29 protein-coding genes are annotated in these 25,725 nt (G+C 63.6%); 17 read left to right on the forward strand and 12 right to left on the reverse strand.

What is annotated here, in order from left to right:
* The 4 genes from thiM (at position 1) to OUZ49_RS16920 (ending at position 3,221) form a co-directional block, all read left to right on the forward strand.
* Positions 1-804 carry a hydroxyethylthiazole kinase gene (gene thiM, locus OUZ49_RS16905; protein ID WP_266151768.1) on the forward strand — a complete coding sequence of 268 codons (804 nt, stop codon included), beginning with the start codon at positions 1-3 and terminating at the stop codon, positions 802-804.
* Positions 805-1,243: 439 nt separating this feature from the next.
* Positions 1,244-1,588, forward strand: a complete 345-nt coding sequence (locus tag OUZ49_RS16910; protein WP_266151770.1) for a hypothetical protein — start codon at positions 1,244-1,246, stop codon at positions 1,586-1,588.
* 388 nt (positions 1,589-1,976) lie between these two features.
* The gene (gene tehA / locus OUZ49_RS16915; RefSeq protein WP_266151771.1) at positions 1,977-2,933 is read left to right on the forward strand and encodes a dicarboxylate transporter/tellurite-resistance protein TehA; all 957 of its coding nucleotides are present in this window, start codon (positions 1,977-1,979) and stop codon (positions 2,931-2,933) included.
* Positions 2,934-2,972: 39 nt separating this feature from the next.
* Positions 2,973-3,221, forward strand: coding sequence for a hypothetical protein (locus OUZ49_RS16920; RefSeq protein WP_266151773.1), 249 nt, complete (start codon positions 2,973-2,975; stop codon positions 3,219-3,221).
* A gap of 223 nt (positions 3,222-3,444) precedes the next feature.
* On the opposite strand, the gene OUZ49_RS16925 is transcribed toward OUZ49_RS16920, so the two are convergent.
* From OUZ49_RS16925 to OUZ49_RS16945, 5 genes are all read right to left on the reverse strand, one after another.
* Entirely contained in the window at positions 3,445-5,337 is a 1,893-nt protein-coding gene (locus OUZ49_RS16925; RefSeq protein ID WP_266151774.1) for an MOSC and FAD-binding oxidoreductase domain-containing protein, read from the reverse strand.
* Positions 5,330-6,274, reverse strand: a complete 945-nt coding sequence (locus OUZ49_RS16930) for an aldo/keto reductase (RefSeq protein ID WP_266151775.1) — start codon at positions 6,272-6,274, stop codon at positions 5,330-5,332. Before OUZ49_RS16930 ends, OUZ49_RS16925 begins: the two co-directional genes overlap by 8 nt.
* Before the next feature lie 244 nt (positions 6,275-6,518).
* Complete coding sequence (locus OUZ49_RS16935; RefSeq protein WP_266151776.1) at positions 6,519-8,006, reverse strand: efflux transporter outer membrane subunit; 1,488 nt, start codon at positions 8,004-8,006, stop codon at positions 6,519-6,521.
* 18 nt (positions 8,007-8,024) lie between these two features.
* Complete coding sequence (locus tag OUZ49_RS16940; RefSeq protein WP_266151778.1) at positions 8,025-9,521, reverse strand: DHA2 family efflux MFS transporter permease subunit; 1,497 nt, start codon at positions 9,519-9,521, stop codon at positions 8,025-8,027.
* Positions 9,518-10,519 carry an HlyD family secretion protein gene (locus OUZ49_RS16945; RefSeq protein WP_266151779.1) on the reverse strand — a complete coding sequence of 334 codons (1,002 nt, stop codon included), beginning with the start codon at positions 10,517-10,519 and terminating at the stop codon, positions 9,518-9,520. The genes OUZ49_RS16940 and OUZ49_RS16945 overlap by 4 nt, the downstream gene beginning before the upstream one ends.
* Before the next feature lie 325 nt (positions 10,520-10,844).
* Here OUZ49_RS16945 and OUZ49_RS16950 point away from each other — a divergent pair, with 325 nt between their 5' ends.
* Complete coding sequence (locus tag OUZ49_RS16950; protein ID WP_266151781.1) at positions 10,845-11,531, forward strand: TetR/AcrR family transcriptional regulator; 687 nt, start codon at positions 10,845-10,847, stop codon at positions 11,529-11,531.
* Between the two features lie 34 nt (positions 11,532-11,565).
* Positions 11,566-12,084 carry a G/U mismatch-specific DNA glycosylase gene (gene mug, locus OUZ49_RS16955; RefSeq protein ID WP_266151783.1) on the forward strand — a complete coding sequence of 173 codons (519 nt, stop codon included), beginning with the start codon at positions 11,566-11,568 and terminating at the stop codon, positions 12,082-12,084.
* Between the two features lie 110 nt (positions 12,085-12,194).
* On the opposite strand, the gene OUZ49_RS16960 is transcribed toward mug, so the two are convergent.
* Entirely contained in the window at positions 12,195-12,818 is a 624-nt protein-coding gene (locus OUZ49_RS16960) for a DNA-3-methyladenine glycosylase (protein WP_266151784.1), read from the reverse strand.
* Positions 12,819-13,344: 526 nt separating this feature from the next.
* On the opposite strand from OUZ49_RS16960, the gene OUZ49_RS16965 reads away from it, so the two are divergent.
* The 3 genes from OUZ49_RS16965 (at position 13,345) to OUZ49_RS16975 (ending at position 15,470) form a co-directional block, all read left to right on the forward strand.
* On the forward strand, positions 13,345-14,172 hold the full coding sequence (locus OUZ49_RS16965; protein WP_266151785.1) for an alpha/beta fold hydrolase: 828 nt from the start codon (positions 13,345-13,347) through the stop codon (positions 14,170-14,172).
* Between the two features lie 348 nt (positions 14,173-14,520).
* Positions 14,521-15,030, forward strand: a complete 510-nt coding sequence (gene msrA / locus OUZ49_RS16970; protein ID WP_266151786.1) for a peptide-methionine (S)-S-oxide reductase MsrA — start codon at positions 14,521-14,523, stop codon at positions 15,028-15,030.
* A 41-nt stretch (positions 15,031-15,071) separates the two neighbouring features.
* The gene (locus OUZ49_RS16975) at positions 15,072-15,470 is read left to right on the forward strand and encodes a cupin domain-containing protein (protein WP_266151787.1); all 399 of its coding nucleotides are present in this window, start codon (positions 15,072-15,074) and stop codon (positions 15,468-15,470) included.
* Positions 15,471-15,595: 125 nt separating this feature from the next.
* Here the strand turns inward: OUZ49_RS16975 and OUZ49_RS16980 are convergent, their stop codons facing one another.
* A complete protein-coding gene (locus OUZ49_RS16980; protein WP_266151788.1) occupies positions 15,596-16,393 on the reverse strand; it encodes an SDR family NAD(P)-dependent oxidoreductase in 798 nt (265 codons plus the stop codon).
* Between the two features lie 117 nt (positions 16,394-16,510).
* Between OUZ49_RS16980 and OUZ49_RS16985 the strand changes: the two genes are divergently transcribed.
* Complete coding sequence (locus OUZ49_RS16985; RefSeq protein ID WP_266151789.1) at positions 16,511-17,488, forward strand: GlxA family transcriptional regulator; 978 nt, start codon at positions 16,511-16,513, stop codon at positions 17,486-17,488.
* 29 nt (positions 17,489-17,517) lie between these two features.
* On the opposite strand, the gene OUZ49_RS16990 is transcribed toward OUZ49_RS16985, so the two are convergent.
* From OUZ49_RS16990 to OUZ49_RS17000, 3 genes are read right to left on the reverse strand one after another with little or no spacing between them, the layout of a single operon-like run.
* Positions 17,518-18,837 (reverse strand): sensor histidine kinase, encoded by a 1,320-nt coding sequence (locus tag OUZ49_RS16990; RefSeq protein WP_266151790.1) that lies wholly within the window; start codon positions 18,835-18,837, stop codon positions 17,518-17,520.
* Positions 18,834-19,574, reverse strand: coding sequence for a response regulator (locus OUZ49_RS16995; protein ID WP_266151792.1), 741 nt, complete (start codon positions 19,572-19,574; stop codon positions 18,834-18,836). The genes OUZ49_RS16990 and OUZ49_RS16995 overlap by 4 nt, the downstream gene beginning before the upstream one ends.
* Before the next feature lie 43 nt (positions 19,575-19,617).
* Entirely contained in the window at positions 19,618-20,163 is a 546-nt protein-coding gene (locus OUZ49_RS17000) for a redoxin domain-containing protein (protein ID WP_266151793.1), read from the reverse strand.
* Positions 20,164-20,476: 313 nt separating this feature from the next.
* Between OUZ49_RS17000 and OUZ49_RS17005 the strand changes: the two genes are divergently transcribed.
* From OUZ49_RS17005 to OUZ49_RS17035, 7 genes are all read left to right on the forward strand, one after another.
* Positions 20,477-20,896, forward strand: a complete 420-nt coding sequence (locus tag OUZ49_RS17005) for an organic hydroperoxide resistance protein (protein WP_266151794.1) — start codon at positions 20,477-20,479, stop codon at positions 20,894-20,896.
* Positions 20,897-20,943: 47 nt separating this feature from the next.
* Positions 20,944-21,219 (forward strand): BufA1 family periplasmic bufferin-type metallophore, encoded by a 276-nt coding sequence (locus OUZ49_RS17010; protein WP_266151795.1) that lies wholly within the window; start codon positions 20,944-20,946, stop codon positions 21,217-21,219.
* The gene (locus OUZ49_RS17015; protein ID WP_266151796.1) at positions 21,219-21,773 is read left to right on the forward strand and encodes a DoxX family protein; all 555 of its coding nucleotides are present in this window, start codon (positions 21,219-21,221) and stop codon (positions 21,771-21,773) included. Before OUZ49_RS17010 ends, OUZ49_RS17015 begins: the two co-directional genes overlap by 1 nt.
* On the forward strand, positions 21,766-22,521 hold the full coding sequence (locus OUZ49_RS17020; protein WP_266151799.1) for an alpha/beta hydrolase: 756 nt from the start codon (positions 21,766-21,768) through the stop codon (positions 22,519-22,521). The genes OUZ49_RS17015 and OUZ49_RS17020 overlap by 8 nt, the downstream gene beginning before the upstream one ends.
* 51 nt (positions 22,522-22,572) lie before the next feature.
* On the forward strand, positions 22,573-22,857 hold the full coding sequence (bufA2, locus tag OUZ49_RS17025; RefSeq protein ID WP_266151801.1) for a BufA2 family periplasmic bufferin-type metallophore: 285 nt from the start codon (positions 22,573-22,575) through the stop codon (positions 22,855-22,857).
* A 63-nt stretch (positions 22,858-22,920) separates the two neighbouring features.
* Positions 22,921-23,766 (forward strand): MNIO family bufferin maturase, encoded by an 846-nt coding sequence (gene bufB, locus OUZ49_RS17030; protein WP_266151802.1) that lies wholly within the window; start codon positions 22,921-22,923, stop codon positions 23,764-23,766.
* Positions 23,763-24,512 carry an HvfC/BufC N-terminal domain-containing protein gene (locus OUZ49_RS17035; protein ID WP_266151803.1) on the forward strand — a complete coding sequence of 250 codons (750 nt, stop codon included), beginning with the start codon at positions 23,763-23,765 and terminating at the stop codon, positions 24,510-24,512. Before bufB ends, OUZ49_RS17035 begins: the two co-directional genes overlap by 4 nt.
* Positions 24,513-24,634: 122 nt before the next feature.
* Here OUZ49_RS17035 and OUZ49_RS17040 read toward each other — a convergent pair whose 3' ends face one another.
* Complete coding sequence (locus tag OUZ49_RS17040; protein ID WP_266151804.1) at positions 24,635-24,871, reverse strand: tautomerase family protein; 237 nt, start codon at positions 24,869-24,871, stop codon at positions 24,635-24,637.
* 51 nt (positions 24,872-24,922) lie between these two features.
* Complete coding sequence (locus OUZ49_RS17045) at positions 24,923-25,633, reverse strand: SDR family NAD(P)-dependent oxidoreductase (protein ID WP_266151805.1); 711 nt, start codon at positions 25,631-25,633, stop codon at positions 24,923-24,925.
* Positions 25,634-25,725: the final 92 nt, after the last annotated feature.

Raw genomic sequence — 25,725 nt, forward strand, 5'->3', positions numbered from 1 at the left:
ATGTCGATCACCCAGGGCGACGAGCTCACATCGATGCGGGCGACTGCCCCGCTCGTCCACTGCATCACCAACTACGTCGCCATGAATATGGCTGCCAACGTGCTGCTCGCTGCAGGAGCATCACCCGCGATGTTGCATGCGGAGGAAGAGGTCGCGGAATTCGCGTCACTGGCCAATGCACTGACGATCAATATCGGAACCCTTTCCGCACCCTGGCTGGCCGCGATGAAAGTGGCCGCAGCCAGTGCCAATGCTTCGGCGAAGCCATGGGTATTGGACCCCGTAGCCCACCACGCCACTGCGTTTCGGCGTAGCGCGATCAGCGAGCTGCTTGATCTCCGTCCCACGATTATTCGTGGCAATGCGTCTGAGATCATCACATTGAGCGGTGGACACAGCGCGAGCCGTGGCGTCGACAGCCTGGATGCCGTAGCGGCTGCCGAGGATGCCGCCGTGCGCGTGGCCAAGCAGCATGGATCCATTGTGGCCGTTACCGGGGCGGCCGACTTCGTGACGGACGGTGAGCGATCCGTCCGTTTGACCGGCGGATCGCCGCTGATGCCTCAGATCACCGCGCTGGGATGCTCGCTGACCTGCATGATCGGCGCCTTCGCGGGAGACCGCCCTGCCCGCTTGCTTGGCGCGACCGTTACGGCCTTGGCTTGCTTCAAATTGGCCGGTGAGCTGGCGGGCCAACAGGCGGCAGGCCCCGGATCGTTCGCCTGGCGCTTTGTCGATGCCCTGGCATCCATCGAACAGCGCGATCTGAACGCGTGGATGGGACACGGCGTCGTCACTCTCTAGTCACTGCAACGCCCCCGGCTGCGTCCTGGCAACGGCCAAGCGTCGGATGCCTCCCTATCGCCAGCATCCCGTTCTTGTGGGTGATTCCCACTGCAGACACGTGCCCAAGCTGTAACGACCGAGGCGCCGTGCGTCCACCGGCCATGACGGGCTGACCGCACGGCGGCTTCCGGGGGTTTCGTCGTGCTCGTGGCGCCAGGACGATCAGAACCTCGCCAGCGCTAGCCCTCCCTGCGCCCTGCCGCCACGTGGCCGACGGGGTTTTCCTGCAGTGCAATTCTTTTTTGTTCAATGACGAACAAAAAGCTTGACCGCAGGCATTCCGAAGAATATTATCCCTATCCGTACAAATATGACGCGTGTGCAATCCAGGCGCGCCACAGACACAGGAAACCATGCTCACGGCGATGCTTCGCCACCCTTATTGGAAGTCATACCTATGAACACCTCACGCTTCTCCACGCTTGCCGCGTCATCACACAAGCACATCGTCGCCCGGGCCCTGATACTGGCGCTGGGACTAGTCGGCACGCCATTGCTGGCTGGGCAGACCGTTGATCCGAATGGGCCGTCGCATGCCCCATCGCAGCGTCGGCCGGAACCCGCGTCGCACAGCGACGACCAGCGCATCGAGTCGGGCAGCCGGATCAACGGCCGTCTCGATTGGGACGTCGACTACCCGTCGCAGCTCGCGCCGCCGGAGCGCACCTCGCCTCGCGACGCAGGCGCGGTCGTGAGCTTGACCGCACCGGCTTGCAGCGCTGCGGACGAGTGCGCGCCTTGACCTCCATCGTCTCGGTCGTGGATCGCTTATGGGCCGGTGTCGATCTGCAAATCGATCCCGGCCTGAGGCTCTCGCCGGGGGCTGCAGGCCATTGGCTGATGCGGGCGTACTTACCCGGGTATCGGTGACACCTTGGTGCAATGGCGGTGGCCCTGCCATGCAGGTAGCCTCCAAAGGGATAGGGCGCGTTTCCACGGTGCGCCGTAAACCACCGGCAGTAAGGATGCGAGTGTCGCTTAGCACGCCTGGGACGTAAGCGATGCTCGGTGCCAGGCTGCCACGCGGCGAACCGTGCGGGGTTATGAGATCTCACCGGAGGCTGCGTTCTGGTACGGCTTGGCGCAATCCGCGCGTCGTATGTCCCACCGATGCACCGAGGCGCGCCGCCATGGCACTGCTGAGCAAGCTACCGATCGTCCCCGCGAGCTTCTTCGGCATTGTGCTTGGCATCGGCGGGCTGGGTGGAGCCTGGCGCGCGGCGCACCGCGTGTGGCACGTGCCGTCATTGATCGGCGAGGTACTGCTGCTCATCGCGACGCTGGTGTGGGTCCTCCTCTTGGCGCTCTATGCGCGCAAGTGGATCTTTGCGCGCGACCAGGCACTCGCCGAGCTCAACCATCCCGTGCAGTGTTGCTTCGTTGGCCTGGCCGGCCTGACGGCGATGGTGATCGCGATAGCGGTATTACCCTATTCGCGAGCGACGGCCCTGGTGCTGTTCGTGCTAGGCTTCATCTATACCGTCGCCTTCGCGGTGTGGTTGACCGGCAGTTTGTGGGAAGGTGGGCGGGACAACGCGAACATAACCGCAGCGCTCTATCTGCCCGTCGTAGGAGGCTCGTTTGTCGCGGCGGCTGCCGCGGCCGCCCTGGGCTACGCGGATTGGGGACTGCTCGCGTTTGGCGCCGGCGCCTTCACCTGGTTGGCCGTCGACGCCATGCTGCTGTACCGCCTTTATGCCTCCGAGGCCCTGCCGCCGATTATTCGCTCGACCATGGGCATTCAATTGGCGCCACCCACGGTGGGCGCGCTGGCGTACATCAATGTGGCCAATGCTCCGCCTGACATGTTCATTCACGCCATGCTGGCTTATGGCTTGATGCAGGCCGTCGTGCTCTTGCGCATCCTGCCGTGGATAGCGGCGCGACCTTTTTCGATGGGCTACTGGGGCTTCAGCTTTGGCGTGACGGCGCTGTCGACGGCGCCTTTGCGACTCATCGAGCATGGCGAGACCGGGCCGTTTGCCCTCATGGCGCCATATCTATTCATTGGCGGGAATCTGATTATCCTGCTGATGATCGTGGCGACCCTCCGCCTGCTATGGCAGGGCAAGCTGCTATCCACCTAGGGAGTGCGCCTGGGTGAACGCTTTGACGAGGAGTCAGCCATGATCTCAGCGATTTTCCTGATCACGCCCCGGCTTGTCAGGACGGAACACCTGGAAGATGCGCCGGAGCTGCTTGAGCGCGATGGCGTCATGTTCTCGCTGCGTGGTGGACCTCGGCAGCCGAAGCCAACGGACCGCGTCTGGGATTTCGTCGCCGTATATGCCCCTGACGAGCTGACGGAAGAGGAATTCCAGGCTCTCTACGAAGCCAACCGACCCCAGGTGCCGGAGTTGAATCTGCACTATTGATCACGCGGGCCGATCTCCAGGAGGCTTCGATGCCCTGAAGGACAGTTGAGCACAGCATGGGAATCGGCGAAGACTCAGGCGAAGTCGTGAAGATCGACGGTCGCTTCGCAGTATCCAGTCCAGTCCGGACCCTGCCAGTCAGGGTCGACACGCAATTGCCGATGCATATGTATCGGTGGATTGGCCTTGGCGCCTTCCATGCCGCGGCGAACGAAGCCGCCGGCTAGAGATCCAGTTGTAGATCGCCCATCGGCGACGAGCAACATATCAGCACCCGTCCTTCCGCCGGTGCCTCGAGAGGCTCCGTCGAGTAAGCCACCTGCCCACCGATCACCGCCGTCTCGCAGTTGTGGCAAACGCCAGTACGGCACGACCAGCGCACGGGCACATCGCAAGCCTCGGCTAGCTCCAACAGGCTGGGATAGTGGCCATTCCAGTGAACCGTGAGACCACTGCGCACGAAGGAAACAACGGCCCCCTCGTTAGCTTCGTCCTTCGGCGGGTGCGGGAGCGTGGCAGCCGTGGACGTAACGCCAGGTCGAAGAGCATCGAGCGTCCCGAACAGTTCCGAGGAAATGTTGGCATCTGCGTAGCCGGCCGCGCGCAGGCCGCTGCGCGCAGCCGACAGGAAGGTCGGTGGCCCGCACAAATGGAAATGCGCATCTTCGGGGATCTGTAGCGCCGCGAGTCTCGCGACGTCGATGCGCCCTTCGACATCAAACTGGATGCCGATAAGGTCAGTCGCCTCAGGCTGGCTAAAGCCGATCAGCCGCTTGAACCGACCCAGACGCGCCAGCAAGCCAGCAACTTCCTCGGCGAACACGTTCTCGTCGCCATTTCTCGCGCCGTACACCCAGTACACCATCCTTGGCGCGACATCGCGCCGTGCCGCCAGCTCATGCAGCATCGCCAGCAGCGGGGTAATCCCGATGCCCGCTCCCCAGAACACCACCGGACCCTGCCCCTCGCCCAGACAGAACGTCCCGCGAGCTGCGCTGATGCTCAACAGGTCGCCCGCGCGCACTTCGTCATGCAGGTAGCGACTGCCTTCGCCGGCGTCTCGCTTTACCGAAAAACGGTATCGCCCTGGCGTGGAACCATCGGAAATCGAGTAACTGCGCATCAACGGCAGACGAGGAGGCGGCGGCGTCAACTTGACCACCACGAACTGCCCGCCTCGTACGGGCGGCAGCGCCTCGTCGGCGGTCGCTTCAACCGTAAACGAACGCACCGACTTACTTTCGTCATGCGTCGCAGAAATCCGCACATCGCGGAAGCCTTGCCAGGCCGGCGGTTCGGCGGCAGCACCAGTGAGACCGGCATTGCCCCGCTCGGCCGGTCCGGCAGCGAGCAAGGCGGCGAACGAATGGCGCCAGCCTTCGCTAAGCGCCGGCATCCGCACGGCACGCTCGAGTTGCTCGCGCGGATGGCCAGGCAGGTATAGCAAGGCGTCCACGTCCGCCACGGTCATGCCATCGCCCGCCCGCTCCATCACGAACGTATCCCCCGCGCCCACGCTTCCCTCCTCTATCACCCGGCAGTAGAACCCCGGGCGCTTGTGCGAGACGAGCAGAGCTGCCATCTGCGGGTCGCCCATGCGGATCCCGACCCGATAGCAGGTCACCCGAGGCTGGGTGACTTCGAGAAGCGCTCCTCCGATGCGATAGCGGTCGCCAATACAGACCTCGTGATCGGGCAGGCCATCGACGGTGAAGTTTTCCCCGAATGCACCGTAATCCAGCGGCGCGCGGTGCAAATAGGATTCCCAGTATCGATACGACTCGAGTTGGTAGACCATCACCGCGCGATGTTCCCCGCCATGCCCTGCAAGATCACCCTGGCCATCGCCATCGATATTCAGGCGCCGAACCATCACGCGTCCTGTCACCGGGGTTTTCCACACTGCGGTATGCACCATCCTCCCCTGCCAGAGGATGTCTTTCGGCAGACCGACATTGACGGAGAGCAGTATCGCCATGATCCTGACCTCAAGCGCCACCTGGCGCTGCTGGCATGCGGCGAACGCCGTGACGCGCGCGCCTGGCGTCAACCGCATGTTGGCTAACCGAGGCCGGCGGACAGCCGCTTTGGCCGGGTCCGCCGGGCGTTCACTCACTTTTCCGCGGGATAAAACCGGGCAAGCCGGTATCGACAACCTGGTTCAAGCGGATCCTCGTCGTGATGTCCTGCTGCATCGCCTGTAAGGCGTCATCAGGCAGCGACGATACGTCGAAATTCTCCAGGATATGGTCAGGCTTGGTTGAGGTGGTCAGGAATGCCGTACCGCGTTGCAGCGCCCAGGCCAGCGCAACCTGCGCCGGCGTCTTGCCGACACGCTGCGCGATATTCGTGATCACCGGATCGTGCAGCACCCTCGGTTCCATGCCGTGGCCCAATGGTGCAAACGCCAGCAGCACGATGCCGTGCTGTTGGCAGAACTCGAGCAGCTCCCATTCGGGAAGATAGGGGTGGCATTCCACCTGCACGACGGCAGGCTTGATCCGGGCAGCGGCGACAATTTCCTTCACCGCGTCCAGGCGCACGTCCGACAAGCCGATATACCTGCACAAGCCTTCGTCGACCAGGCGTTCCATCGCCTGCCACGTCTCCAACAGGGTTACGCCGGAGTCATAGATCGGCCGACCGTCCTCGCCGGTCGGATACTGCTCGTCGCCCGGCACGAACGCGAACGGCGTGTGGATCAGATAACAATCCACGTAATCGAGTTGCAGGCGACGAAGACTCGCCTCGAGCGCGGGCTTGACGCGTTCCGGCCGATGATTGTTGTTCCACAACTTGGTGGTGACAAAGAGATCCTTGCGCCAGACCGTCCCTTCCGCGAAGGATTCCTGCAAGGCGGACCCGACCACGTCTTCGTTGCGGTAGATCTCCGCCGCGTCGATATGCCGAAACCCTGTCTCCAGCGCCACCTTGATGGCCTTCTTGGCCGCGACGGGATCGGCAATCAAGGTACCAAAGCCGAGGGCCGGTATGGCCCCCTTTCCTCCGGCGAGCGGAATAGTCGTGTCACGGAGGGTGTTGGAACGGTGCATGCTTGTACTCCATTGTGGTGCCACCTGTTGCACAAGTGGCGTAATCCGCCGGCGACGCTGCACATGGCACAGCAAGCCATCGCGATGTTGCATGTGCGCAGCGAAGTCGGTGGCTTCAGGTCATTCAGTGTCGCCAGGGCAAGCTGCGCAGCGTAGTCCGCGTGCAGCCGCCGCGACGTGAAAACTCGGGCAGTTGCGCGCGCGCCAACATTCATTGCGGCGCAAGCCCTGGCTCACCAGGTGCTTACTTGGAAGTCAGCCGTTCGCCGCGGTCTGCTGCCGTTCGCTCGAAGGCTTCACTCGCATTGCCACCAAGGGCGACCGATAGCTGCACGGTATCCAGATACTGCGCCGACTTCGCGCGGATCTGGCCGATCAGTGCCCGCTGGTAGGCCCGCTGCGCATCCAGTACCTGGAGCACGCCGGTCTCGCCTGCCCGGTAGCCTTCCTGATTCAAGCGAAGACTCGCCGCCGCGGCATTCAAGGCGCGGTCCTGCGCGGCGTATTCTTCGCTGTCATGGTTGATCGCCTGCAGCACATCGGCGACTTGACCCAGCGACTTGACGACCGTCTGCTGGTAGCCCGCAAGCGATGCCTTGTAGCCATCGACGGAGGCATTGCGATTAGCCTTGAGCGTTCCCCCGTGGAAAATCGGCCCGGTCAGCCCGGCGGCGATGCCCCACAAGGTTCCCATGCCAGCGCCTGGGCCAACCTGGCTGAGCGACGCCGACAGCTGCAGATGAGGGTACATGTCGGCCGTGGCTACGCCGATCGTAGCACTCGCTGCATGCAGCTGGGCTTCCGCCTCAAGGATGTCCGGCCGTTCGCGCGCAAGCTCGGAAGGCAGGCTGACCGGCAGGTGCGCTGGCAGCACGAAATCGTCGAGGTCAAATTCCGGTGCCACCCAATCGGCAGGGCCCTTGCCCGCCAGCACCGACAAGGCGTGGCGCGCGGTATCCCGTTGTTGCGCGAGCTGCGGCAGCAGGGTCTCATCCTGCGCGAGCTGGGTCGTGGCCAGCGCAATATCGACCTGCGTGGCGCTGCCGAACTGGTGCGCGGTGCGCACGAGCTCGAGGTTTTTCCGATCATCGGCGAGCAGCTGCTGCACCGCGTCCATTTGCGCGCGCGCCGAGGCAAGCGCGATGGCCTGGCTGGCGACGTCGCCGGTCACCGTCAGATAGGCAGCGTCGAAGCGGTGCCGCTGGAGCTCGGCCAAGGCCGTCCGTTCCTCGACCAGGCGCTTGGTGCCGCCGAAAATATCGAAGTCGAAGCTCACCGTCGGGCCGACCGCGTAGAAGTTGGACGTCGATGGCATGCCGGTGGCATCGGTCCGCTGGCGACCGGCCTGAGCACCGAAATCCACCTGTGGCTTCAGTCCACCCCCGGCGGCGGCAATGCCTTCGTCCGCCTGCGCGATCGTGGCATCCGCCGCTTCCAGATCGAGATTGCCTTCGATCGCCTTGCGCATCACTTGATCAAGCTTCGCGGAACGGAAGCTCGACCACCAATCGCCATCGATCTTCCGGTCGAAGTCGGCGTGCTGGCTGCCCACCGCCCCGCCACCGTCCGCCAGTTGGGTCTCGGCATCCACGTCGTAATGCTTCGACGCCGACGCCGCCGGCCGCTCGAAGTTGGGACCCACCATGCATCCCGATAGAAGCACGAGTGAGGACGTAGCCACCATGGCCATCCGGATCATGCGCCCGGACAGCATCGATCTAGCCCATTTCATTTTTCAGCTCCACGAAGGTCAGTGACTGGTACGCGGTTTGCGAAGAAAAAGCACAAGCGGACTCACCATCAGCATGGCGATCATCAAGAGCTTGAACTGGTCGATGACTGCGATGATCGCGGCCTGCCCGGTGACCAGTTCATTCATCAGCGCAAGCTGCATCCCCGCGAGATGGCCAGTCGCATGGGCAACGGCGCCGTAGGGCCTGAGGTTCTTGGCGAGCGCCAGGTGCATGCTCTGGGTATTGTTGTAGAAGTAGATCTGCACGATCGCGATGCCTAGCGTGCTGCCATACAGCCGCGACAGGTTGAAGAGGACGGTACCCGACGAGCGAAATGTCGGATCGAGCGTGCTGAAGGCGGCCCGACTGAGGGCGGGTAGCAGGATGCCGAGGCCGGCGCCCTGCAGGGCGCCCGCTGCGACCACCGCCCATGCATCCATCAACGGTGAATAACCAAGCATCCGCCAGTTGCCGTAGATCACCAGCGCCATGCCAGCCACGATGAACAGTCGGTTGTCGATCCTCGACGGCAGGCGCCACGTGAGTATCAACAAGGCTACCAGTGCCGCACCGCGCGGAATCGTCAGGTAGCCGGCTGTGTCGGCTGGATAACCGAGCAGTTCCTCGAGCATCGGCGAGGTGAGCGCCAGGGTCGGCAACAGGACGAAGCCGAACACGAAGAACATCACGGTGGAGAGGCTGAAATTACGATCCCTCAGCACCGCCGTGTTGAGGAAGTGGTCTTTCCTGGTAAACACATGCACGGCATACAGGTAGAAGCCGAGCACCGCAGCCGTGGCTTCGACCCAGGTCTCGGTCGAGGCAAACCATTCCATGCGCTCGCCGCGATCGAGCATCATCTGCAGCCCTGCGATACCGATCGAGAACGTCGCAAAGCCAAAGAAATCGAACGGCGGGCTTTTCTCGGCCTTCTTTTCCTTCAGGCAGACAGCCATGGTCAGGAAGATGGCGCCGGCTATCGGCAGGCTGAGATAAGAGAGCGAACGCCAGCCATGGAATTCACTGAGCCAGCCACCCATGGCCGGACCGCAGACGATCCCGAGCATGGCCGTAACGCTCCACACCGGACCGATGTGTCCATGTCTCAGCGGCGGCAATTCGTCCAACAGGATGGCCATCGATAGCGGAGCAAGCGTGCCGCTCGCGGCGCCCTGAAGGATGCGTGCGAAGACGAACTGAAGTGGCGTCGTCGCCAGGGTGGCGAGGCCCAGTGCGGCCGCGAAGATGGCGAGGGACGCCTGAAAGACCCTCTTCCGCCCGAACCGGCCCGCGAGCCAGTGGGTCATCGGCATCACGATGGCGCCTCCCACGATGTACGACGAGAACACCCAGCCGATCTCGTCATCCGTCATCGACAAGGCGCCTTGTACGTGAAGCACCGCCGCGTTCGGGAGCGAGATGTTGTACGCCTGCATGAACGTCGCGAGCAGGCCGGCTGCGATAAGGGCGCGATGCCGCCACACCACCCTGCTCGGGTTGACGAGGGTGCTCACCGGGGCGCTCCTATCGCAAGCGCCGCCTGCCGGGTATCGACGCGCACGTTCACGCTGATGCCGGAGTACAGCGGCCACCTGGCATCGGCGGCGTCCAGTTCGAGGCGTACCGGCAGACGCTGCACCACCTTGACCCAATTGCCGGTCGCGTTCTCGGGCGGGAGTACGGCGAATTCGGATCCGGTGCCGGGGCTCATGCTGACGACGTGCGCCTTGAAACTATGTCCCGGATAGGCATCGACATCGATTGTTGCCGCCTGGCCTGGTTGCATATGGGTCAAGCCGCTTTCGCGGAAATTCGCCTCCACCCACACATCCCGGCTCGACATCATCGAGAACACGGCGGCGCCGCCATTGACGAAATCGCCCACTTGCAGATCGTCGACCTTGGTCACGATGCCGTCGTCGGGCGCCACCACGTCGGCATAGGAAAGGTCCAGCCGCGCCCGATCCAACTGCGCCTTGGCCTCGCGAACCGTCGGGTGTTGATTGACGTCGATAGCCGGGTCGCCATTCAAACCGGCAATGCTGTTGGCCACCTGTTGCTGGACCGAAGCAATGTGCTGCTGGGCCACCTTCAGATCGGTTTCGGCCTGCTCGTAGGAGGAGCGTGAGGCGAAATCGGAAGCAAGCAGCGCCTTCTTGCGGTCGTACTCGCGTCCGCTGAAGTCGGCGGAATCCTTGGCGGACTGAAGCTCGGCCAACTGCTGTCGATAGCTCGCCTTGAGGCCTTCCACCTGAAGACGCGCACTGTTCAGCCGCGCCTCGGCCTGCTCGACGGCGATCCGATAAGGCTCCGGATCGATGCGAAACAGCAACTGGCCTTTGTGGACACGCTGATTGTCCTTGACCGCAACTTCCACCACCTGCCCGGAAACCCGGGCATTGATGGAGTCTTTCGCGGCCCGCACGAAAGCGTCATCGGTGGTCACGTACCGCTCGTCGGCCAGATATTTCGCCCCACCGCCAACGATCAGCAGGAGCGGCAGCGCGACCATCAGCGGCCAGCGCAGCTTCGCCCTGATACTCCGCTGCACGGTCTCGACCTGGTCGCCTGAATCCAGGCCACTAGCCATCTCATCGAATTGTTTGCGCATCATAGGATCCGAAATCAACGTGGGGACAACGCCGGCACCGGTCGTCGTTCATTGCTTTGCCGATGCCGTTCAGGCGCTCGTCGGCGCAGCCCAGCAAGGCTCGCGCCGGCTTGCCGCCCTTGCACCAGCGGCCGCCGCATGGCCAACCAGCGGTTAACGTGACACCTCTTCATGCCTTCGCCGGCGCGCAGTGGCCGGGGCAGCGTCGCGGGCTGTCTTAGCGCGCTTGCTTTTTGTACTGCCACGTATAATATTCTCGCAAAAGCTGGAGGTCAAGTTTTTTATGCGAATCGATACAAAACAAACAGAGGCAGCGAAAAGGCCCCGCGGGCGGCCTCGCGCCTATGAGCCCGAGGTGGCCTTGCGGCAGGCGGCCGACGCCTTCTGGAAGGCTGGTTACTCCGGCACCTCGCTGGACGACATCACGGCCGCGACCGGCATGAATCGACCGAGCCTGCGCGCGGCGTTTGGCGACAAGCACACCATGTATCTCAAGGCGCTGGCCGATTATTGGGACCTGAAATTTGCCGTGATGCATGAAGCGCTTGCGAGCGATCGGTCCTTGAAAGACACGCTGATGAACGTCTATGACGCGGCGCTATCCATCTATTTCTCTGGAGATGGCCACGCGCGCGGGTGTTTCGTGGTGGGAACGGCCATCACCGAAGCGGTCAACGATCCTGAGATCCAGGGCATCGTGATGGACGGCTTGCGCATGCTCGATGCGGATTTCGAGGCACGCCTGCGCCTGGCGCGCGCTGCGGGAGAGCTCAAGGCAGACGCGGATCCCGGCGCGCTTGCCGTGCTCGCCTCGGCGACCATGCATACGATTGCCATCCGTGCCCGTGCCGGCGCACCTCGCAAGGAGCTGAGAAAGCTTGCAAGAAAGGCGGTCAGCGTGATCTGCGGATGAGCAGTCGATGCGCGCCGGAGGCGTGAGGCGGTTCATGCCTGAGGCCCTTCCCGACATCATCGCGCCGCATCTGGCCGTGCTGTTCTGTGGCATCAATCCCGGATTGATGGCGGCGGCAACGGGACATCATTTCGCCGGACACGCGAATCGCTACTGGCGAGTCATCCATCTCGCCGGCTTTACACCGCAGGAAATCCGGCCCGAAGACGATCGCCTGATCCTGCAACACCATTGTGGCCTGACGTCGGTGGTCAAGCGCCCAACCGCGCGGGCGGATCAGCTGTCGCCCGGGGATTTCTTGTCATCGGCCGCCGGCTTCGAGCAAAAGATAGCGCGCTATGCACCACGTTTCGTCGCCTTTCTCGGCAAGGCGGCGTACGCCGCGCTTTCGGGTCAGCGGGAGGTTGCCTGGGGTTTGCAAGCCGCGACCATCAAGCGTTCTGCTGTTTGGGTATTGCCCAATCCCAGCGGACGGAATCGCGCGTTTACGCTCGATCAGCTGGTCGCGGCTTACCGTGAACTCTATCTGGCAACACGTCGGGGCTCAGCCTAAGACGCTCGTTGATTGACCGACGGCTGCCGCCAGCCTGGGGCACCATGGGCATGGGATGAAGTGCCCTGCCGGCCTTCGCATCAACGCGCGAAGACCGGCCTGCAAAACCATCAGGCGCTGGTCAGCACGGGGCCTGATACGTAGCGACTATTCGGCACGCGCCATCGCCACGGCAGCTCCTTGGCCAGCCGGATGCCGACGCGAGGTCCGCCCTCGAGGCCTTCGGGCGGCGCGACGCCGTCATCGACGATAGCGAAGCCATCGCTAGCGCCAACCAGATCGATGCCATTTTGCGCCCCGGTGATGCCCATGGCCTGCGTCAGGCGAGCCGGCCCCCGGCACAGGTCACGGTTCTTGGTCCCCCAGGGACGCGCCTCGCGCATTTCCTCCAGCCCATGCAGCGGTTCGATCGCCCGGATCAGCACGCCTTCCCCCGCCGGACTGCACACGCAATTGCAGCACCAGTGCATGCCATAGGTGAAGTAAACATACATATGCCCCGCGGGACCAAACATGATCGCGTTGCGCGCGGTCTTGCCACGAAATGTGTGCGCTGCCGGGTCGACCGATCCGACATAGGCCTCGACTTCGACGATACGACCTGCCCGACCATCGGCAGAAGCCAGGATCTTGTTGAGCAACTGGGGCGCCACCGTCGTGGCTGTTCGTTCGAAGAACGACCGCGACAAGATCGTCCCTGGCCAGGCCATCGCCTGATGAGATCCTTTGGACATTCGGCTGCTCCGGCCATCGTCTGGATGGCGACATTCTGCACATGCGGAATGTTGTCCCGTGGCCGAGGTATTTCAACCGAGCGAAGTGACTTCCGAGTATCAACGCCATTCGCAATGGCTAACGACCGCCTGGAGCGCGCGCACCATCGCAGTGCCCCGCCCTGCTCGATCAGCCAGAGGCGGCCTGCCACCACGACTGCTTCGTCCGGCGAGCCTGCCGCGCAATCGGCGCGGACGTTTTGGCCTCTCGCCGATTGCGGAGACCGGCGTAACGCATTCGTTCGCGCAGCAAACGGACGGTCAATTGCGCCGTATACATCGTCTTGACCAGCCTGCGGCAATTCTGCCGCGACACCACGGCACCAGCGCGTTGATCCCATGCTTGGAAGCTTTAGACCGCCCGTTTGCGCGGGCGGCCGGCTTCCGTGGCTTTGCCGCGATCGTTATGCCGCTGGTATCGACAACCCAAGGGGGCCAGCGCGGCCCCACCGACTGCGACACCCCATCCGAGCACAGGAGTATTCCGATGAGCAGCACCATCACCACCAAAGACGGCGTCGACATCTTCTACAAGGACTGGGGCACCGGGCAGCCCATCGTTTTCAGTCACGGCTGGCCCTTATCGGCCGATGATTGGGATGCCCAGATGCTGTTCTTCCTGAGTCATGGCTATCGCGTGATCGCACACGATCGGCGCGGGCACGGGCGCTCCAGCCAGACGGCCGATGGCAACGACATGGATCATTACGCCGCCGACCTCGCAGCGCTTACGGAAGCCCTTGATCTTCGCGATGCCATCCATGTGGGACATTCCACCGGCGGTGGCGAAGTGGCGCACTATGTGGCCCGTCACGGCCAGCAGCGCACGGCGAAGATCGTCCTGATCAGCGCAGTGCCGCCGATCATGCTCAAGAGCAAGAACAACCCGGACGGAACTCCGCTCGAGGTTTTCGACGGGCTGCGCGCACAACTCGCCGCCAATCGCGCCCAATTCTACCTGGACATACCCGCGGGGCCGTTCTATGGCTACAACCGCCCGGGCGCCAAGGTCGACCAGGGGATCATCCAGAACTGGTGGCGCCAGGGCATGATGGGCGGCGCCAAGGCGCATTACGACTGCATCAAGGCGTTCTCGGAAACCGACTTCACCGAAGACCTGAAGAGCATCCATCAGCCTGCGCTGGTCATGCATGGCGATGATGACCAGGTGGTGCCGTACAAGGACGCCGGGGTGCTGTCAGCGAAACTGCTGAAGAACGCGACGCTCAAGATCTACCCGGGTTTTCCCCATGGCGCATTGACGACCCATGCCGATGTCATCAACGCGGATCTGCTGGCCTTCATCCGGGGATAACGCCAAGTCGTGGGATGGGCAGTTGATGGTCGCATCCCGCGAAACGACCGCAGGACCGGGCCACGGGTGAACGCGTCGAGGAAACTGGCTCTCAAGGTGACGAAGGCCTTTCGCCATCTTGAGAAGTCTTTGGATGTGAGGCCGCGAAGCCCGCCGGGATTGGCGAAACAGGCGTTTACACGCAGGCGCTTGCCGCGCGTATTCGGCATACCAACGATCCAGCCAGAGTCAGCGCCGCTCGCGCGCTGCATCTGGCGTATTCTTGGCGATCCAGGCCGCAACCAACGCTGCGCCTTGCAGCGCTTGGCCCTGATATGCACACGGTCAATGACTGCGAAGGACAATCACATGACGACAAAAACCGAAACGGCCATCCTTGCTGGCGGTTGCTTCTGGGGAATGCAGGATCTGCTGCGGCGTTACCCGGGCGTGCTGTCCACGCGGGTGGGTTACTCGGGTGGTGACGTGGCCAACGCCACCTACCGTAACCATGGCACGCACGCGGAAGCGATCGAGATCGTGTTCGATCCGAGCCGACTCAGCTATCGCCAGATCCTCGAGTTCTTTTTCCAGATCCACGACCCGACGACGTTGAATCGCCAGGGCAACGACGTGGGCCTGAGCTACCGCTCCGCCATCTTCTATCTCGACGACCAGCAGAAACGCGAAGCCGAGGACGCCGTGGCCGATGCCGACGCGTCAGGCCTGTGGCCCGGCAAGGTGGTTACCGAGATTGCCGCCGCGGGCCCGTTCTGGGAAGCCGAACCAGAACACCAGGATTATCTGGAGCGCTATCCAAACGGCTACACCTGCCACTTCATCCGGCCGGACTGGAAGCTGCCCAGACGCGGGCAGTGATCCCGATCGGCAATGATTGAGCAATCACTGAGGATGCATCCATGAAACCCACTCGAATCGCGGCCGTCATGCTGCTGGCCGTCACTGCCCTGGCGCCCCTCGCAGGATGGACGCAGCAAACAGGAGTCCATCGCACCGACCTCCAGCGCCACGACCTCAGCATGCCGGGGTGGGAGGCTATCCAGGTACGCGTCGATATCGATCCGGGAGCACTCGCCCCCAATCATCGGCACCCGGGCGAAGAGATCATCTATGTGCTGGCGGGCACACTCGAGTATCAGCTGCAGGGCAAGCCCCCGGTCACGCTCAAGGCTGGCGATGTCCTGTTTGTCCCGGCGGGAGTCGTCCACAGCGCGAAGAACGTAGGCCACGACAACGCGTCCGAACTCGCGACCTATGTCGTGGAAAAGGGCAAGCCGCTGGTCGAGCTGGTCAAGTAAGCAGCAAGCATCGCCGCGATTTCCCGGGCAACGCTTACCGACGATGTGCATCGCTTGCGCACCGGCCTCGAGCTGAGGCCGGTGCGTATCCGGTCTAGTGATGACCGTTGGCCCAGGCGGGCGCCTCAGGCAAGGTCGTAGCGCGCCGCAGGCTTGTTGCGCGACAGGTTGGGCAGCAAGGCCTGACGTGCCGCTTCGTAGGCTGTCCAGTCCGCCGCGTCCGGTAGCGAGGGGACGGTGAAGGTCTCGCCCTGATCAAGGCCGGCCAGCGCCGCATCCACCAGGTCGGTCGCCGACATCACCATGGCGGAAGGCAGCTGGTCGACCGGATGGCCCGCCACGTCCCAGAACTCGGTGGCGATCGCGCCCGGCAGGACGGCCTGCACACGCAGGCCGTTGCCGGCAAGCTCGTGCTGGAGCGACTGCGTAAACGCCAGCACATAGGCCTTGGTAGCGCCGTACACGCCATTGAGCAGCTCCGGCGCCACGGCCACGATGGAGGCGACATTGATCACCGTACCGCCGCCGCGCTCGACCAGGCCCGGTACCGCCGCATAGGTCAGGCGCGTAAGCGCGCCCACATTGAGCGAAATCATCTCGGTCATGCGTGCGACGTCGGATGCCAGCAGCGGGGTAGCGGCGCCGAAGCCGGCGTTATTGACCAGCACCGAGATGCTGCGGTCCTCACGCAGCAGGTTCTCCACGCTGGCCAGTTCCGCGGGATCGTTGAGATCGGCCGCAAACACCTGGATCGAACGCCCTGTCTCGTCGGTCAGGCGACGCGCCAGCGCGTCCAGGCGCTGGCGATTGCGCGCCACCAGGATGAGGTCGTGGCCACGGCGCGCCAGGCGCTCGGCGTAGATGGCGCCAATGCCGGTGGAAGCGCCGGTAATAAGGGCCGTGCCCTTGTGCGAGGAAGTCATGTTGAGGTCTCCGAACGCGCCAGCGGGATGCCAGCGCCACGAGCACCTTTGTAGGCCCGATCGGTGTAGACTCAAATGTCTAATATGCCACCTTTTCTGCCATGCAGGAGACTTGCCATGCATCGCGTCGGTTTTGTCGTCTATCCCGGCATTCAGGCCATGAGCCTGGCCGCGGTGTCGGCGTTCGAATTCGCCAACCTCGCCATGGAGCGCAAGGTGTACGAGGTCCGCTACGTCTCCGAAACGGGAGGCCCGATCGTCGGCTCGTTCGGTATGACCATGCACACCGACGCGTTCGGCCGGCGCCGCTTCGATACCGTACTGGTGGGTGGAGGCGTGGGCATTCCCGCGTCGACGCCCGCGTTGCTGAAATTCATACGCCACGCCTCGCGCCATTCTCGGCGCGTCGCCGCGATCTGCACTGGTGCTTTTCTGTTGGCCGAGGCCGGTCTGCTCGACGGGCGCCGTGCGACCACGCACTGGCTGCTCGCCCGCGAACTCAAGCAGCACTACCCCGGGATAACCGTGGAAGCGGACCGCATCTTCATCATCGACGGACCGACATGGACGTCGGCGGGTATGAGCGCGGGCGTCGATCTCGCGTTGGCCATGGTCGAAAAGGACCTCGGCGCCGAGGTGGCGCGCACGGTGGCACAGATGCTGGTGGTCTATCACCGTCGCTCCGGCGGCCAGTCGCAGTTTTCCGCGCTGCTGGAACTGGACCCCAAGTCGGATCGCATCCAGAACGCTCTTACCTACGCCAGAAGTCACCTGCAGTCGGCGTTGACGGTGGAGGAACTGGCCGCCGCCGCGAACCTCAGCCCGCGGCAGTTCAGTCGGACGTTTCGCGCCGAAACCGGTCAGTCGCCCGCCAAGGCCGTGGAACACCTGAGGGTGGAAGCGGCCCGCCTGATGATGGAGCAGACGCGGCATCCCGTCGAAGTCGTTGCGCGTGAAGTGGGCTTTGACGATCGCGAACGCATGCGCCGCGCCTTCGTTCGGACCTTCGGCAAGCCGCCCCAGGCGATGCGGCGGCAGGCGCACGGGCCGGTAGCGCTCGAATCATCTGCAAACGAGACCGCGGCTGCTGCCTAGCCGAAGCGCCGCGCAGGCGGCGAGGCCTATCAAGGCAAGGTGATGGTCGCGATAAGGCCTCCGCCCTCGCGGTTGCCAAGCGTCAGGTTCCCGCCAATGGCGCGGGTCAGCTGTGCCGCGATGGCCAGGCCCAGCCCCGCACCGCCGGTGTCGCGGTTACGCGATGCCTCCAACCGATAGAACGGTTGCAGGACCTGCTCCAGTTCCTCATCGGGAATGCCGGGCCCACGATCCGACACCGCCATGCACAGGGCACCCTCCTCGTTGCGCCATGCGGCGACCTCGGCGACGCCTCCGTACTTGATGGCGTTGTCGATGAGGTTGCCCAGTACGCGCCGCAACGCCTCCCGGCGGACCATGGTGGGACCGCGAACCGACGCCACCAGGGAAACCGGCCGGCCCACATCCTGATAGTCGAACACGAGACTCTCGAGAAAAGCGCCTACATCCATGCGTACCGGCGTCTCGGCTCCACCATGTGCGCTACGGGCGTAGGCCACGCCCTCGCGCACAAGCTGCTCCATGGCGTGCAAGTCATCGAGGATCTTCTGTTTGGCCACCCCCTCTTCGAGCGCTTCGGCGCGTAGGCGCATGCGCGTGATCGGTGTCTGCAGGTCGTGGGAAATCGACGCGAGGATATGCAGGCGCTCCTTCAGATGGCGACGGATGCGTTCCTGCATTGAATTGAAGGCCGCCGCTGCCTGGGCAACTTCGGTCGGTCCTTCTTCGCTCATATGGGGTCCATCCGCCGTCGGCATCATGGACTCCGCGGCCTCGGCCAGATGGGTCAAGGGACGCGTCGCCAAGCGCACGGCGAGCCAGGTGCACAACAGCAAGAGCAGCATCTGCAGGACCAGCACCACAGGGAGCCATCGCGCCACCGGCATGAGGTGCGGCGTGACGTCGAGCGTTAGCGGCTGACCATCGCGCAAGGTGAAGTGCACCTGGTAGCGCCCCGGCGCAGCGGCCACGGCGTCGCCATGCACGCGGAAATCGGCGCCGACTTCCTTGGCGATCAAACCCGTTACCGTACGCGAACGATCGGAGTTCAGCGGCGCACCGGGCTGACCCGGGCCGAGCACGAAGTAGTAATTGTCGCGTCGCAGGCGCCCGAGCCAGTTTGGGCGCTCCTGTGCCGGCAAGTGGTCCAGCACGGCGACGGACGTACCTATTTCATGCTCCATGGTGTCGAACATGACCGTGGTGGCGCTTTGATAGCGCTCATAGAACAGCAGCGCGAGCGAAAGGCCCTGCGCAAGCATCAGGCCGGCCAGGATGATCAGATAAAGCCGCGAGGCCATGCTGCGAGGCAGCCAGCGCCTGGCGACGGCCGGCGCGGCCTCGCTCATGCATCGCTCCCGGGCACGGTGACCGGCATGCAGAACACATAGCCCTCGCTGCGCACGGTCTTGATATAGGACTGGTCCTTCGCGTCGTCGTCGAGTCGACTTCTCAGGCGACTCACCAGCAGGTCGATCGAGCGATCGAACAATTCCGCATCCCTGCCCTGGGTCAGGTTCAGCAGCTGGTCCCTGGACAGCACGCGCTGCGGATGATCGAGAAAGACCCGCAACAAGCGAAACTCGGCACCGCTCAATGCAACGTTGGTGCCGCTCTCGTCGAGCAGATGACGCGCCGCGGTGTCCAGCCGCCAGCGGCCGAACGCCAGCGTGTCCGCCGACTCGGTGATGCGCAGGTTGGGCGGCAACATGCGCGTGCGCCGAATCACCGCCTTGATGCGCGCAAGCAGCTCGCGCGGCGAGAACGGCTTGACCACATAGTCGTCCGCGCCCATTTCCAGGCCGACGATGCGATCGGTCTCGTCATCCCGGGCCGTCAGCAGCAGGATCGGCACGGCGCGATGCTTGCCGCTGCGCAAGGTGCGGCAAAGCACCAGGCCATCGTCGCCGGGCATCATGATGTCGAGCACGATCAGGTCGAACGCCGACGTATCGAGCTGCGCAAACATGTCGCGTCCATCCACGGCGGCACTGGCACGCAGCCCGTTCTTGCGCAGGTAGTCCGCGACGCCGGTGCGAATGTCGTGATCGTCATCGACGACGAGAATGTGATCGATATGTTCCATCTCTACCTATTCCAAGGATTACGCCGCTCTCATGCCTCACGCATCAGGAGGCTTCGCCAAGCAACATCCGCACGCGCTTTTCGGTGTCTTCGTAGTCGCCCTCGCCGACATGGCTATACACGATGCGACCATTGCGATCGATCAGATAGATGGCCGGCCAGTAGCGGTTGTCGTAAGCGTTCCAGATGCGCATGTCATTATCCACCGCGACCGGCCAGGTGATGCTGAACTCATTCAAGGCCGCCTGCAGGCTGTTCGCGTCCCGCTCCTCGTCGTACTCGGGCGTATGGACGCCAACGACGACCAGGCCGTCCTTGCCGTATTTCTCATAGAGCGCCTTCGTGTGGGGCAGTACGTGAATGCAATTGATGCACTCACGCGCCCAGAATTCCACCAGCACGACCTTGCCACGCAGTTGTTCCATCGACAGCGGCGGCGAATTGAGCCAACGGTTCGCTCCCGTGATGTCCGGCGCCGGTGTTCCAGGCGAGTGCTCCTGTGCATGCGCCGTGCCCCAGACACTGGGCCAGACGGCGATGAAGACGGCGCTCAGGGCGGCCAGCACGGCGCCTAGACGCAGGATTTTCATAAGGCTTGCCTCGTGGACAGGGGACCGTGCCACAGCGCACCGCCCTACGGCTTATTGAATCAAGGCTGTTTATCTCAAGCGTGTCCGTTTTAGCGGCTTTTTGTATCCGTATGTACAGCGCCCCCGGACCGGGCTGCGCACGTCTGCCGGAACTTTTGTATCGGCATGTATCCAGCCCCCGTCGCGACACATTGCGATGCCTTTTGGCGCCCGGCGCGACACACCGCGGATACGTCGGAGCGGTTTCCTATGCCCACCAGCCGATCCTGCGCCACCACTCGGGGCGTGCGGCCATTCAACCAGGAAAACGATCATGTCCCAGCACAACGCTGTTCTCTACACCGGCAAGACCCATACCACTGGCGGCCGCGACGGCCAGTCGCGTAGCAGCGACGGTCGCCTCGACGTCAACCTGTCGCTACCCGGCTCCAACGGCAGCGGCACCAACCCGGAACAACTGTTCGCCGCTGGCTGGTCTGCCTGCTTCCTCGGTGCCATGCAGCGCAATGCGCAGGCGCTGGGCGTCCGCTTCCCGGCCGATGCCGCGGTCGACGCCGAGGTGGACCTCGCCAACACCGCAGAGAAGAGCTTTTTCCTGCAGGCGCGCCTCCACGTGAGCCTGCCCGGGCTGGATCGCGCGCAGGCCCAGGCCGTCGTCGATCTCGCCCACCAGACCTGCCCGTATTCCAAGGCGACCCGCGGAAACATCGACGTCGTCACCGTCCTGGTCTGAACCACGCTCCCTTCCGAGCTCTATCCCACGTATCCACGGAGAATCCCATGAAACGCACACACGCCACGCTCGCCGCCACCTTGGCCCTCGGCCTTGCCTGCCTCGCCTCGGTCGGCCACGCCGAGGACGCCAAGAAGCCGATGGAAAAATGCTACGGCGTCGCTCTCGCCGGCAAGAACGATTGTGCCGCCGGTGCCGGCACGAGCTGCGCAGGCACGGCGAAAGCCAACTACCAGGGCAATGCCTGGGTCCTCGTCGACAAAGGGACCTGCACCACGATCAAGACGCCCAAGGGCCACGGCTCCCTCGAGGCCCAGTCGTAATGGCCACGACCGAGCTGACCGCCATGCGGATGGCGTCATCGCGCGAGGCGAGCTCGACGCTCGCGGCCCGATGGTCGGGCGCCCTCCCGGACGCCTTGCTGCTCCTGGTCGCCCGCTTGGGCATCGCTTCGGTGTTCTTCCAGTCGGGTCGTACCAAGGTCGAGGGGTTCCTGACGATCAAGCCGTCGACCTACGACCTGTTTGCCTCGGAGTACCACCTGCCGCTGATTTCACCCGAGTGGGCAGCACGCCTGGCGACCGGAGCGGAACACCTCTTCCCGGTGTTGCTGGTACTGGGGCTGTTCTCACGGGTGTCCGCGCTCGCCCTGCTGGGCATGACCACGGTGATCGAGATCTTCGTCTATCCGGACGCCTGGCCGACGCACCTGAGCTGGGCCGGCTTGCTCCTGCCGATCATCGCGAGCGGTGGTGGCAAGTGGTCGCTCGACCACGTCTTGCGCCATCGGCGCGAACGTCGCGCAACGCAACGCCAGCGCACGTCCCCATCCCAAGCCCTTCCATCACGGGCACCGCAGGAAGTCCACCATGCGTAAATTGTTGAGTTTCACCCTTGCCCTCATGGCATCCACCGGCCTCGCGCATGCAGCCGATGCGGCGCCCACCGGCGTCAAGAACATCGTCATCGTCCCTGGCGCCTTCGTCGACGGTTCGGGCTGGCACGTCGTGCACGACATCCTGATCCACAAGGGCTACACCGTTAACGTAGTGCAGCCGCGCATCGACACCTTGCTCAACGACGCCGAGGCGGTCAACCGGCAGCTGCGCAAGGAAGACGGTCCGACCCTGCTGGTCGGCAGCGACTATGGCGGCGCCGTGATCACCCAGGCCGGCAACCGCGACAAGGTCAAGGGCCTGGTCTACGTGGCCGCCGTCGCACCGACCGTTGGCGAAAGCACGCTCCAACTGGTCGAGTCCATGCCCGAGCCGAGCAACGATCTCCAGGCCTCCTGGGACGGTTACATCTACGTCAAGGAAAAGCCGTTCGGCGCCGACTTTGGCGGCGACCTGACCACCAACCGCACGGACTTCCTGGCCGTATCGCAGGTGCCGGGAACGGTTGGCGCGCTCCGCGCCGTCACCGAGACAACCGCCTGGCGCAACAAGCCCAGCTGGGCTGTCGTGGCGACCGAAGACCGCGTGTACAGCCCCGAGCTGCAGCGCTCGATGTACCAGCGTGCCGGCTCCAAGGTCACCGAGATCAAGGGCAGCCACCTCGTCTACATGTCGCAGCCGGAACGGGTTGCGCAAGTCATCGAAGACGCGGCGACGAGCCTGAAGTAAGACCACAGCAACCACCACCGTCCCTCCGGACCCATCCCCAGGAGTATCACCATGTCCACTATCACCACCAAGTCTCGCAGCGGTTTTGCGGCCGCCGCCGCCGCTGTCGCCCTCGCACTCGCCTCGCTGCACGCACCGGCGCACGCCGCCGACCAAGGGTCGCAGAAGCAGGAGCCGGCCCGCTGCTACGGCGTCAATTCGTGCAAGGGCCAGAGCCTGTGCGCAACAGCCAAGCACGATTGCAAGGGCCTCAACGGCTGCAAGGGCCAGGGCGTCGTCGTGAAGACGCCAAGCGAGTGCACCGCCGCCGGCGGCACGCTGACCGAACCGAAGTGATCGAATCGCTGGACCCGCGCCACGCGGGTCCAGCCCTCGCCCGAGCCGATCAGGAAACTTGCCATGCTTACCACCATTCCCACCTTTGCCGGCTACGGACTCGGCTTGCGCCGCGAGCATTACCGCGACTTCCTCGAAACCGATGTACCCGTCGACTTTGTCGAAGTGATCTCGGAAAACTTCATGCTCGACGGTGGCCAGCCACGGCATATCCTCCGCCAGGTGCGCGAACGTCATCCCGTGGCCTTTCATGGCGTATCCATGTCGATCGGTTCTGTAGACGGACTGGATCACGACTACCTGCGTCGCCTGAGGATGCTGGTCGATGAGCTGGATCCGCTGTTCGTGTCGGATCATCTGAGCTGGTCACGCATCGATCGTTTCAACTCGCACGACCTGCTGCCGCTGCCCTACACCGAAGAGGCGCTGGATATCGTCTGCAACAACATCACGACGGCGCAAGACGCCCTCGGCAGATCGATGTTGTTCGAGAACCCGTCGAGCTATATCGCCTTCCCGGGACAGGTCATGACCGAATGGGAATTCCTCGGCGAGATGTCGCGCCGCACCGGTTGCGGCCTGCTGCTGGACATCAACAACGTCTACGTCAGTTCGCGCAACCACGGACTGGATGCGCATGCCTATCTTCGCGGGATGCCGCTTGAACGCGTACGCCAGATTCACCTTGCGGGACACACGCAGGGCGCCGGACTGCTGATCGATACCCACGACCAAGCGGTCTGTGACGATGTCTGGTCGCTGTATGCCGAGGCGACGACGATGCTCGGTCCGGTGGCAACCATGATCGAGCGCGACGATGCCATCCCTCCGCTGGCCGAACTGCTCGATGAACTCGACATCGCACGCGAGATCGGGCGGAACAAGCAGCGGCTATCGGAGGCGGCATGAACCTTTCCACGCTGCAACGCAACTTCCGCGATTGGCTTGTCAGCTCGTCCAGCGAAGCCACGCTACGCCAGCTTGGCACCAGCACCACGGCAGGCCTGGACGTCTACCAGAACAACTACCGCGGACAGTTGGTCGGCTGTCTTGAGTCGAGCTTTCCGCAACTGCGCGCCTGGCTCGGGCAAGAAGTTTTTTTAGAGACGGCGATCGCCCATATCGACAGTCACCCACCGCACGCCTGGACCCTCGATGCCTATGGCCTCGACTTCGACGAGACCTTGCAGGCGAGATTTCCGCACAACCCGGATCTTCACGAGCTGGCCTGGATCGAATGGGCGCTGTCGGAGTCCTTCGTTGCCGCCGACGTGACACCCATGTCGAGTGACGAATGGCAGACCGTAGACTGGGACACAGCTCGCATCTGCCTCCATCCCGGCTTGCGCCAGCGCACCGCCACGACCAATGCGGAGGCGATCTGGTCTGCGCTTCAGGATGGCGCCCAACCACCAGAAAGCGAAATGCTGCCGTCGCCGCGCGGCCTTATCGTCTGGCGCCACGGGTACACCTCCCGCCTCAGGCTTGTCGACACGATCGAACACGAGGCATTACTGTCGCTGCGTGAGGACAACCGTTTCATCACCTGGTGTGATGCCCTCGTCGATCACCTGGGCGAAGAAGCCGGCGTTGGCAAGGCCGGCCAGCTGTTCGCCGACTGGCTTGCCGCTGGCATCGTTACCGGAACGCGGTGAACCGCGGGCTTGAGGTGTATCGAGCCGAGCCAAGGTCGCCATCGGCGCGGCACCTGCCCTCCCAGTCGCAACGCGCACTCAACGATTCGCGGCAACTCGTTTCGCGGACCCAAACAACAGGCCTACTTATGCTTTGACTGTTGTTGCTTGCGATATTCGGGGACCGGCAAACCACCCCAGCCCCAGTTTTCCAGCTCCACTTCATCGATGGCGACAAAGGTGGAATCCAGCGGCTTGTTCAACACGTCGAGCAACAACTGGCTGACGCCCTTGATCAAGGCAGCCTTCTGCTCCGCGGTGGCAGCGCTAAGGCCAGGTGCTGAACCCTCGCGGGTAATTTTGATGTTCACGAAAGGCATGACTGTTTCCTCGAGAAAAGGGGGTGGACACCCTGCCCACCCCGCTAGTCCTTAGTGGCCGGCGCTCTGGCCACCGTCAACGTGCAGGATCTCACCGGTGACGAAACCCGCCGAGTCGAGATAGATCACGGCGTCGGTGATGTCGGACATCTCGCCCATGCGACCCACCGGGTGCAGGCCCGCGAGCACACCGTGCGTCTCTGGCGCATGCATCGGGCTCTTGATGATGCCCGGCGACACGGCATTCACGCGGATGCCGCGCTTGGCGTACTCGATGGCCATCGACTTGGTGGCCGCGTTGAGGCCGCCCTTGGTCAGCGAAGCCAGCACCGACGGCACGCCATCGATCGCGTGGTCGACCAGGCTCGTGCTGATGTTGACGATGTGGCCGCTGCCCTGCTTCTCCATCTCCGCCAGCGCGAGCTGGCTGATGTGGAAGAAACCGGTAAGGTTCACCGACAACACGTTTGCGTAGTCTTCAACCGTATAGTCCGTGAACGGCTTGGCGACAAAGATGCCCGCGTTGTTGACCAGGGTATCGATGCGGCCGAAGCGCGACAGCGCTTCCGTCACGATGCGCTGGGCCACGGCGCGGTCAGCGATATCGCCGGCCACCGTGATCACGTCGGGATCGCTGGACGGCTTGATCGAGCGGGAGTTCGCAACGACGCGGTAGTTGCGATCGCGAAAGGCCTTGACCATCGCAGCACCGATGCCCTGCGACGCGCCAGTAACGATGGCGACTTTCTGTTGGCTGTTCATACTGTGCATTCCTAGATAGGGGGAATTTCGACCTGATGTCTATCGGGCTTGTCGCTCCGATGGGTCTAATCTAGGCGTGCGGGGCGCATTAG

The sequence above is a fragment of the Dyella halodurans genome (assembly GCF_026283925.1).
GTDB lineage: Bacteria > Pseudomonadota > Gammaproteobacteria > Xanthomonadales > Rhodanobacteraceae > Dyella > Dyella halodurans.

Excerpts from the sequence above, each read along its gene's own strand:
- thiM (WP_266151768.1), top strand. The coding sequence starts at position 1 with ATGTCGATCACCCAGGGCGACGAGCTCACATCGATGCGGGCGACTGCC.
- OUZ49_RS16910 (WP_266151770.1), top strand. The coding sequence starts at position 1,244 with ATGAACACCTCACGCTTCTCCACGCTTGCCGCGTCATCACACAAGCAC.
- tehA (WP_266151771.1), top strand. The coding sequence starts at position 1,977 with ATGGCACTGCTGAGCAAGCTACCGATCGTCCCCGCGAGCTTCTTCGGC.
- OUZ49_RS16920 (WP_266151773.1), top strand. The coding sequence starts at position 2,973 with ATGATCTCAGCGATTTTCCTGATCACGCCCCGGCTTGTCAGGACGGAA.
- OUZ49_RS16930 (WP_266151775.1), bottom strand. The coding sequence starts at position 6,274 with ATGCACCGTTCCAACACCCTCCGTGACACGACTATTCCGCTCGCCGGA.
- OUZ49_RS16935 (WP_266151776.1), bottom strand. The coding sequence starts at position 8,006 with ATGAAATGGGCTAGATCGATGCTGTCCGGGCGCATGATCCGGATGGCC.
- OUZ49_RS16945 (WP_266151779.1), bottom strand. The coding sequence starts at position 10,519 with ATGGTCGCGCTGCCGCTCCTGCTGATCGTTGGCGGTGGGGCGAAATAT.
- mug (WP_266151783.1), top strand. The coding sequence starts at position 11,566 with ATGCCTGAGGCCCTTCCCGACATCATCGCGCCGCATCTGGCCGTGCTG.
- OUZ49_RS16960 (WP_266151784.1), bottom strand. The coding sequence starts at position 12,818 with ATGTCCAAAGGATCTCATCAGGCGATGGCCTGGCCAGGGACGATCTTG.
- OUZ49_RS16965 (WP_266151785.1), top strand. The coding sequence starts at position 13,345 with ATGAGCAGCACCATCACCACCAAAGACGGCGTCGACATCTTCTACAAG.
- msrA (WP_266151786.1), top strand. The coding sequence starts at position 14,521 with ATGACGACAAAAACCGAAACGGCCATCCTTGCTGGCGGTTGCTTCTGG.
- OUZ49_RS16975 (WP_266151787.1), top strand. The coding sequence starts at position 15,072 with ATGAAACCCACTCGAATCGCGGCCGTCATGCTGCTGGCCGTCACTGCC.
- OUZ49_RS16980 (WP_266151788.1), bottom strand. The coding sequence starts at position 16,393 with ATGACTTCCTCGCACAAGGGCACGGCCCTTATTACCGGCGCTTCCACC.
- OUZ49_RS16985 (WP_266151789.1), top strand. The coding sequence starts at position 16,511 with ATGCATCGCGTCGGTTTTGTCGTCTATCCCGGCATTCAGGCCATGAGC.
- OUZ49_RS16990 (WP_266151790.1), bottom strand. The coding sequence starts at position 18,837 with ATGAGCGAGGCCGCGCCGGCCGTCGCCAGGCGCTGGCTGCCTCGCAGC.
- OUZ49_RS16995 (WP_266151792.1), bottom strand. The coding sequence starts at position 19,574 with ATGGAACATATCGATCACATTCTCGTCGTCGATGACGATCACGACATT.
- OUZ49_RS17000 (WP_266151793.1), bottom strand. The coding sequence starts at position 20,163 with ATGAAAATCCTGCGTCTAGGCGCCGTGCTGGCCGCCCTGAGCGCCGTC.
- OUZ49_RS17005 (WP_266151794.1), top strand. The coding sequence starts at position 20,477 with ATGTCCCAGCACAACGCTGTTCTCTACACCGGCAAGACCCATACCACT.
- OUZ49_RS17010 (WP_266151795.1), top strand. The coding sequence starts at position 20,944 with ATGAAACGCACACACGCCACGCTCGCCGCCACCTTGGCCCTCGGCCTT.
- OUZ49_RS17015 (WP_266151796.1), top strand. The coding sequence starts at position 21,219 with ATGGCCACGACCGAGCTGACCGCCATGCGGATGGCGTCATCGCGCGAG.
- OUZ49_RS17020 (WP_266151799.1), top strand. The coding sequence starts at position 21,766 with ATGCGTAAATTGTTGAGTTTCACCCTTGCCCTCATGGCATCCACCGGC.
- bufA2 (WP_266151801.1), top strand. The coding sequence starts at position 22,573 with ATGTCCACTATCACCACCAAGTCTCGCAGCGGTTTTGCGGCCGCCGCC.
- bufB (WP_266151802.1), top strand. The coding sequence starts at position 22,921 with ATGCTTACCACCATTCCCACCTTTGCCGGCTACGGACTCGGCTTGCGC.
- OUZ49_RS17035 (WP_266151803.1), top strand. The coding sequence starts at position 23,763 with ATGAACCTTTCCACGCTGCAACGCAACTTCCGCGATTGGCTTGTCAGC.
- OUZ49_RS17040 (WP_266151804.1), bottom strand. The coding sequence starts at position 24,871 with ATGCCTTTCGTGAACATCAAAATTACCCGCGAGGGTTCAGCACCTGGC.
- OUZ49_RS17045 (WP_266151805.1), bottom strand. The coding sequence starts at position 25,633 with ATGAACAGCCAACAGAAAGTCGCCATCGTTACTGGCGCGTCGCAGGGC.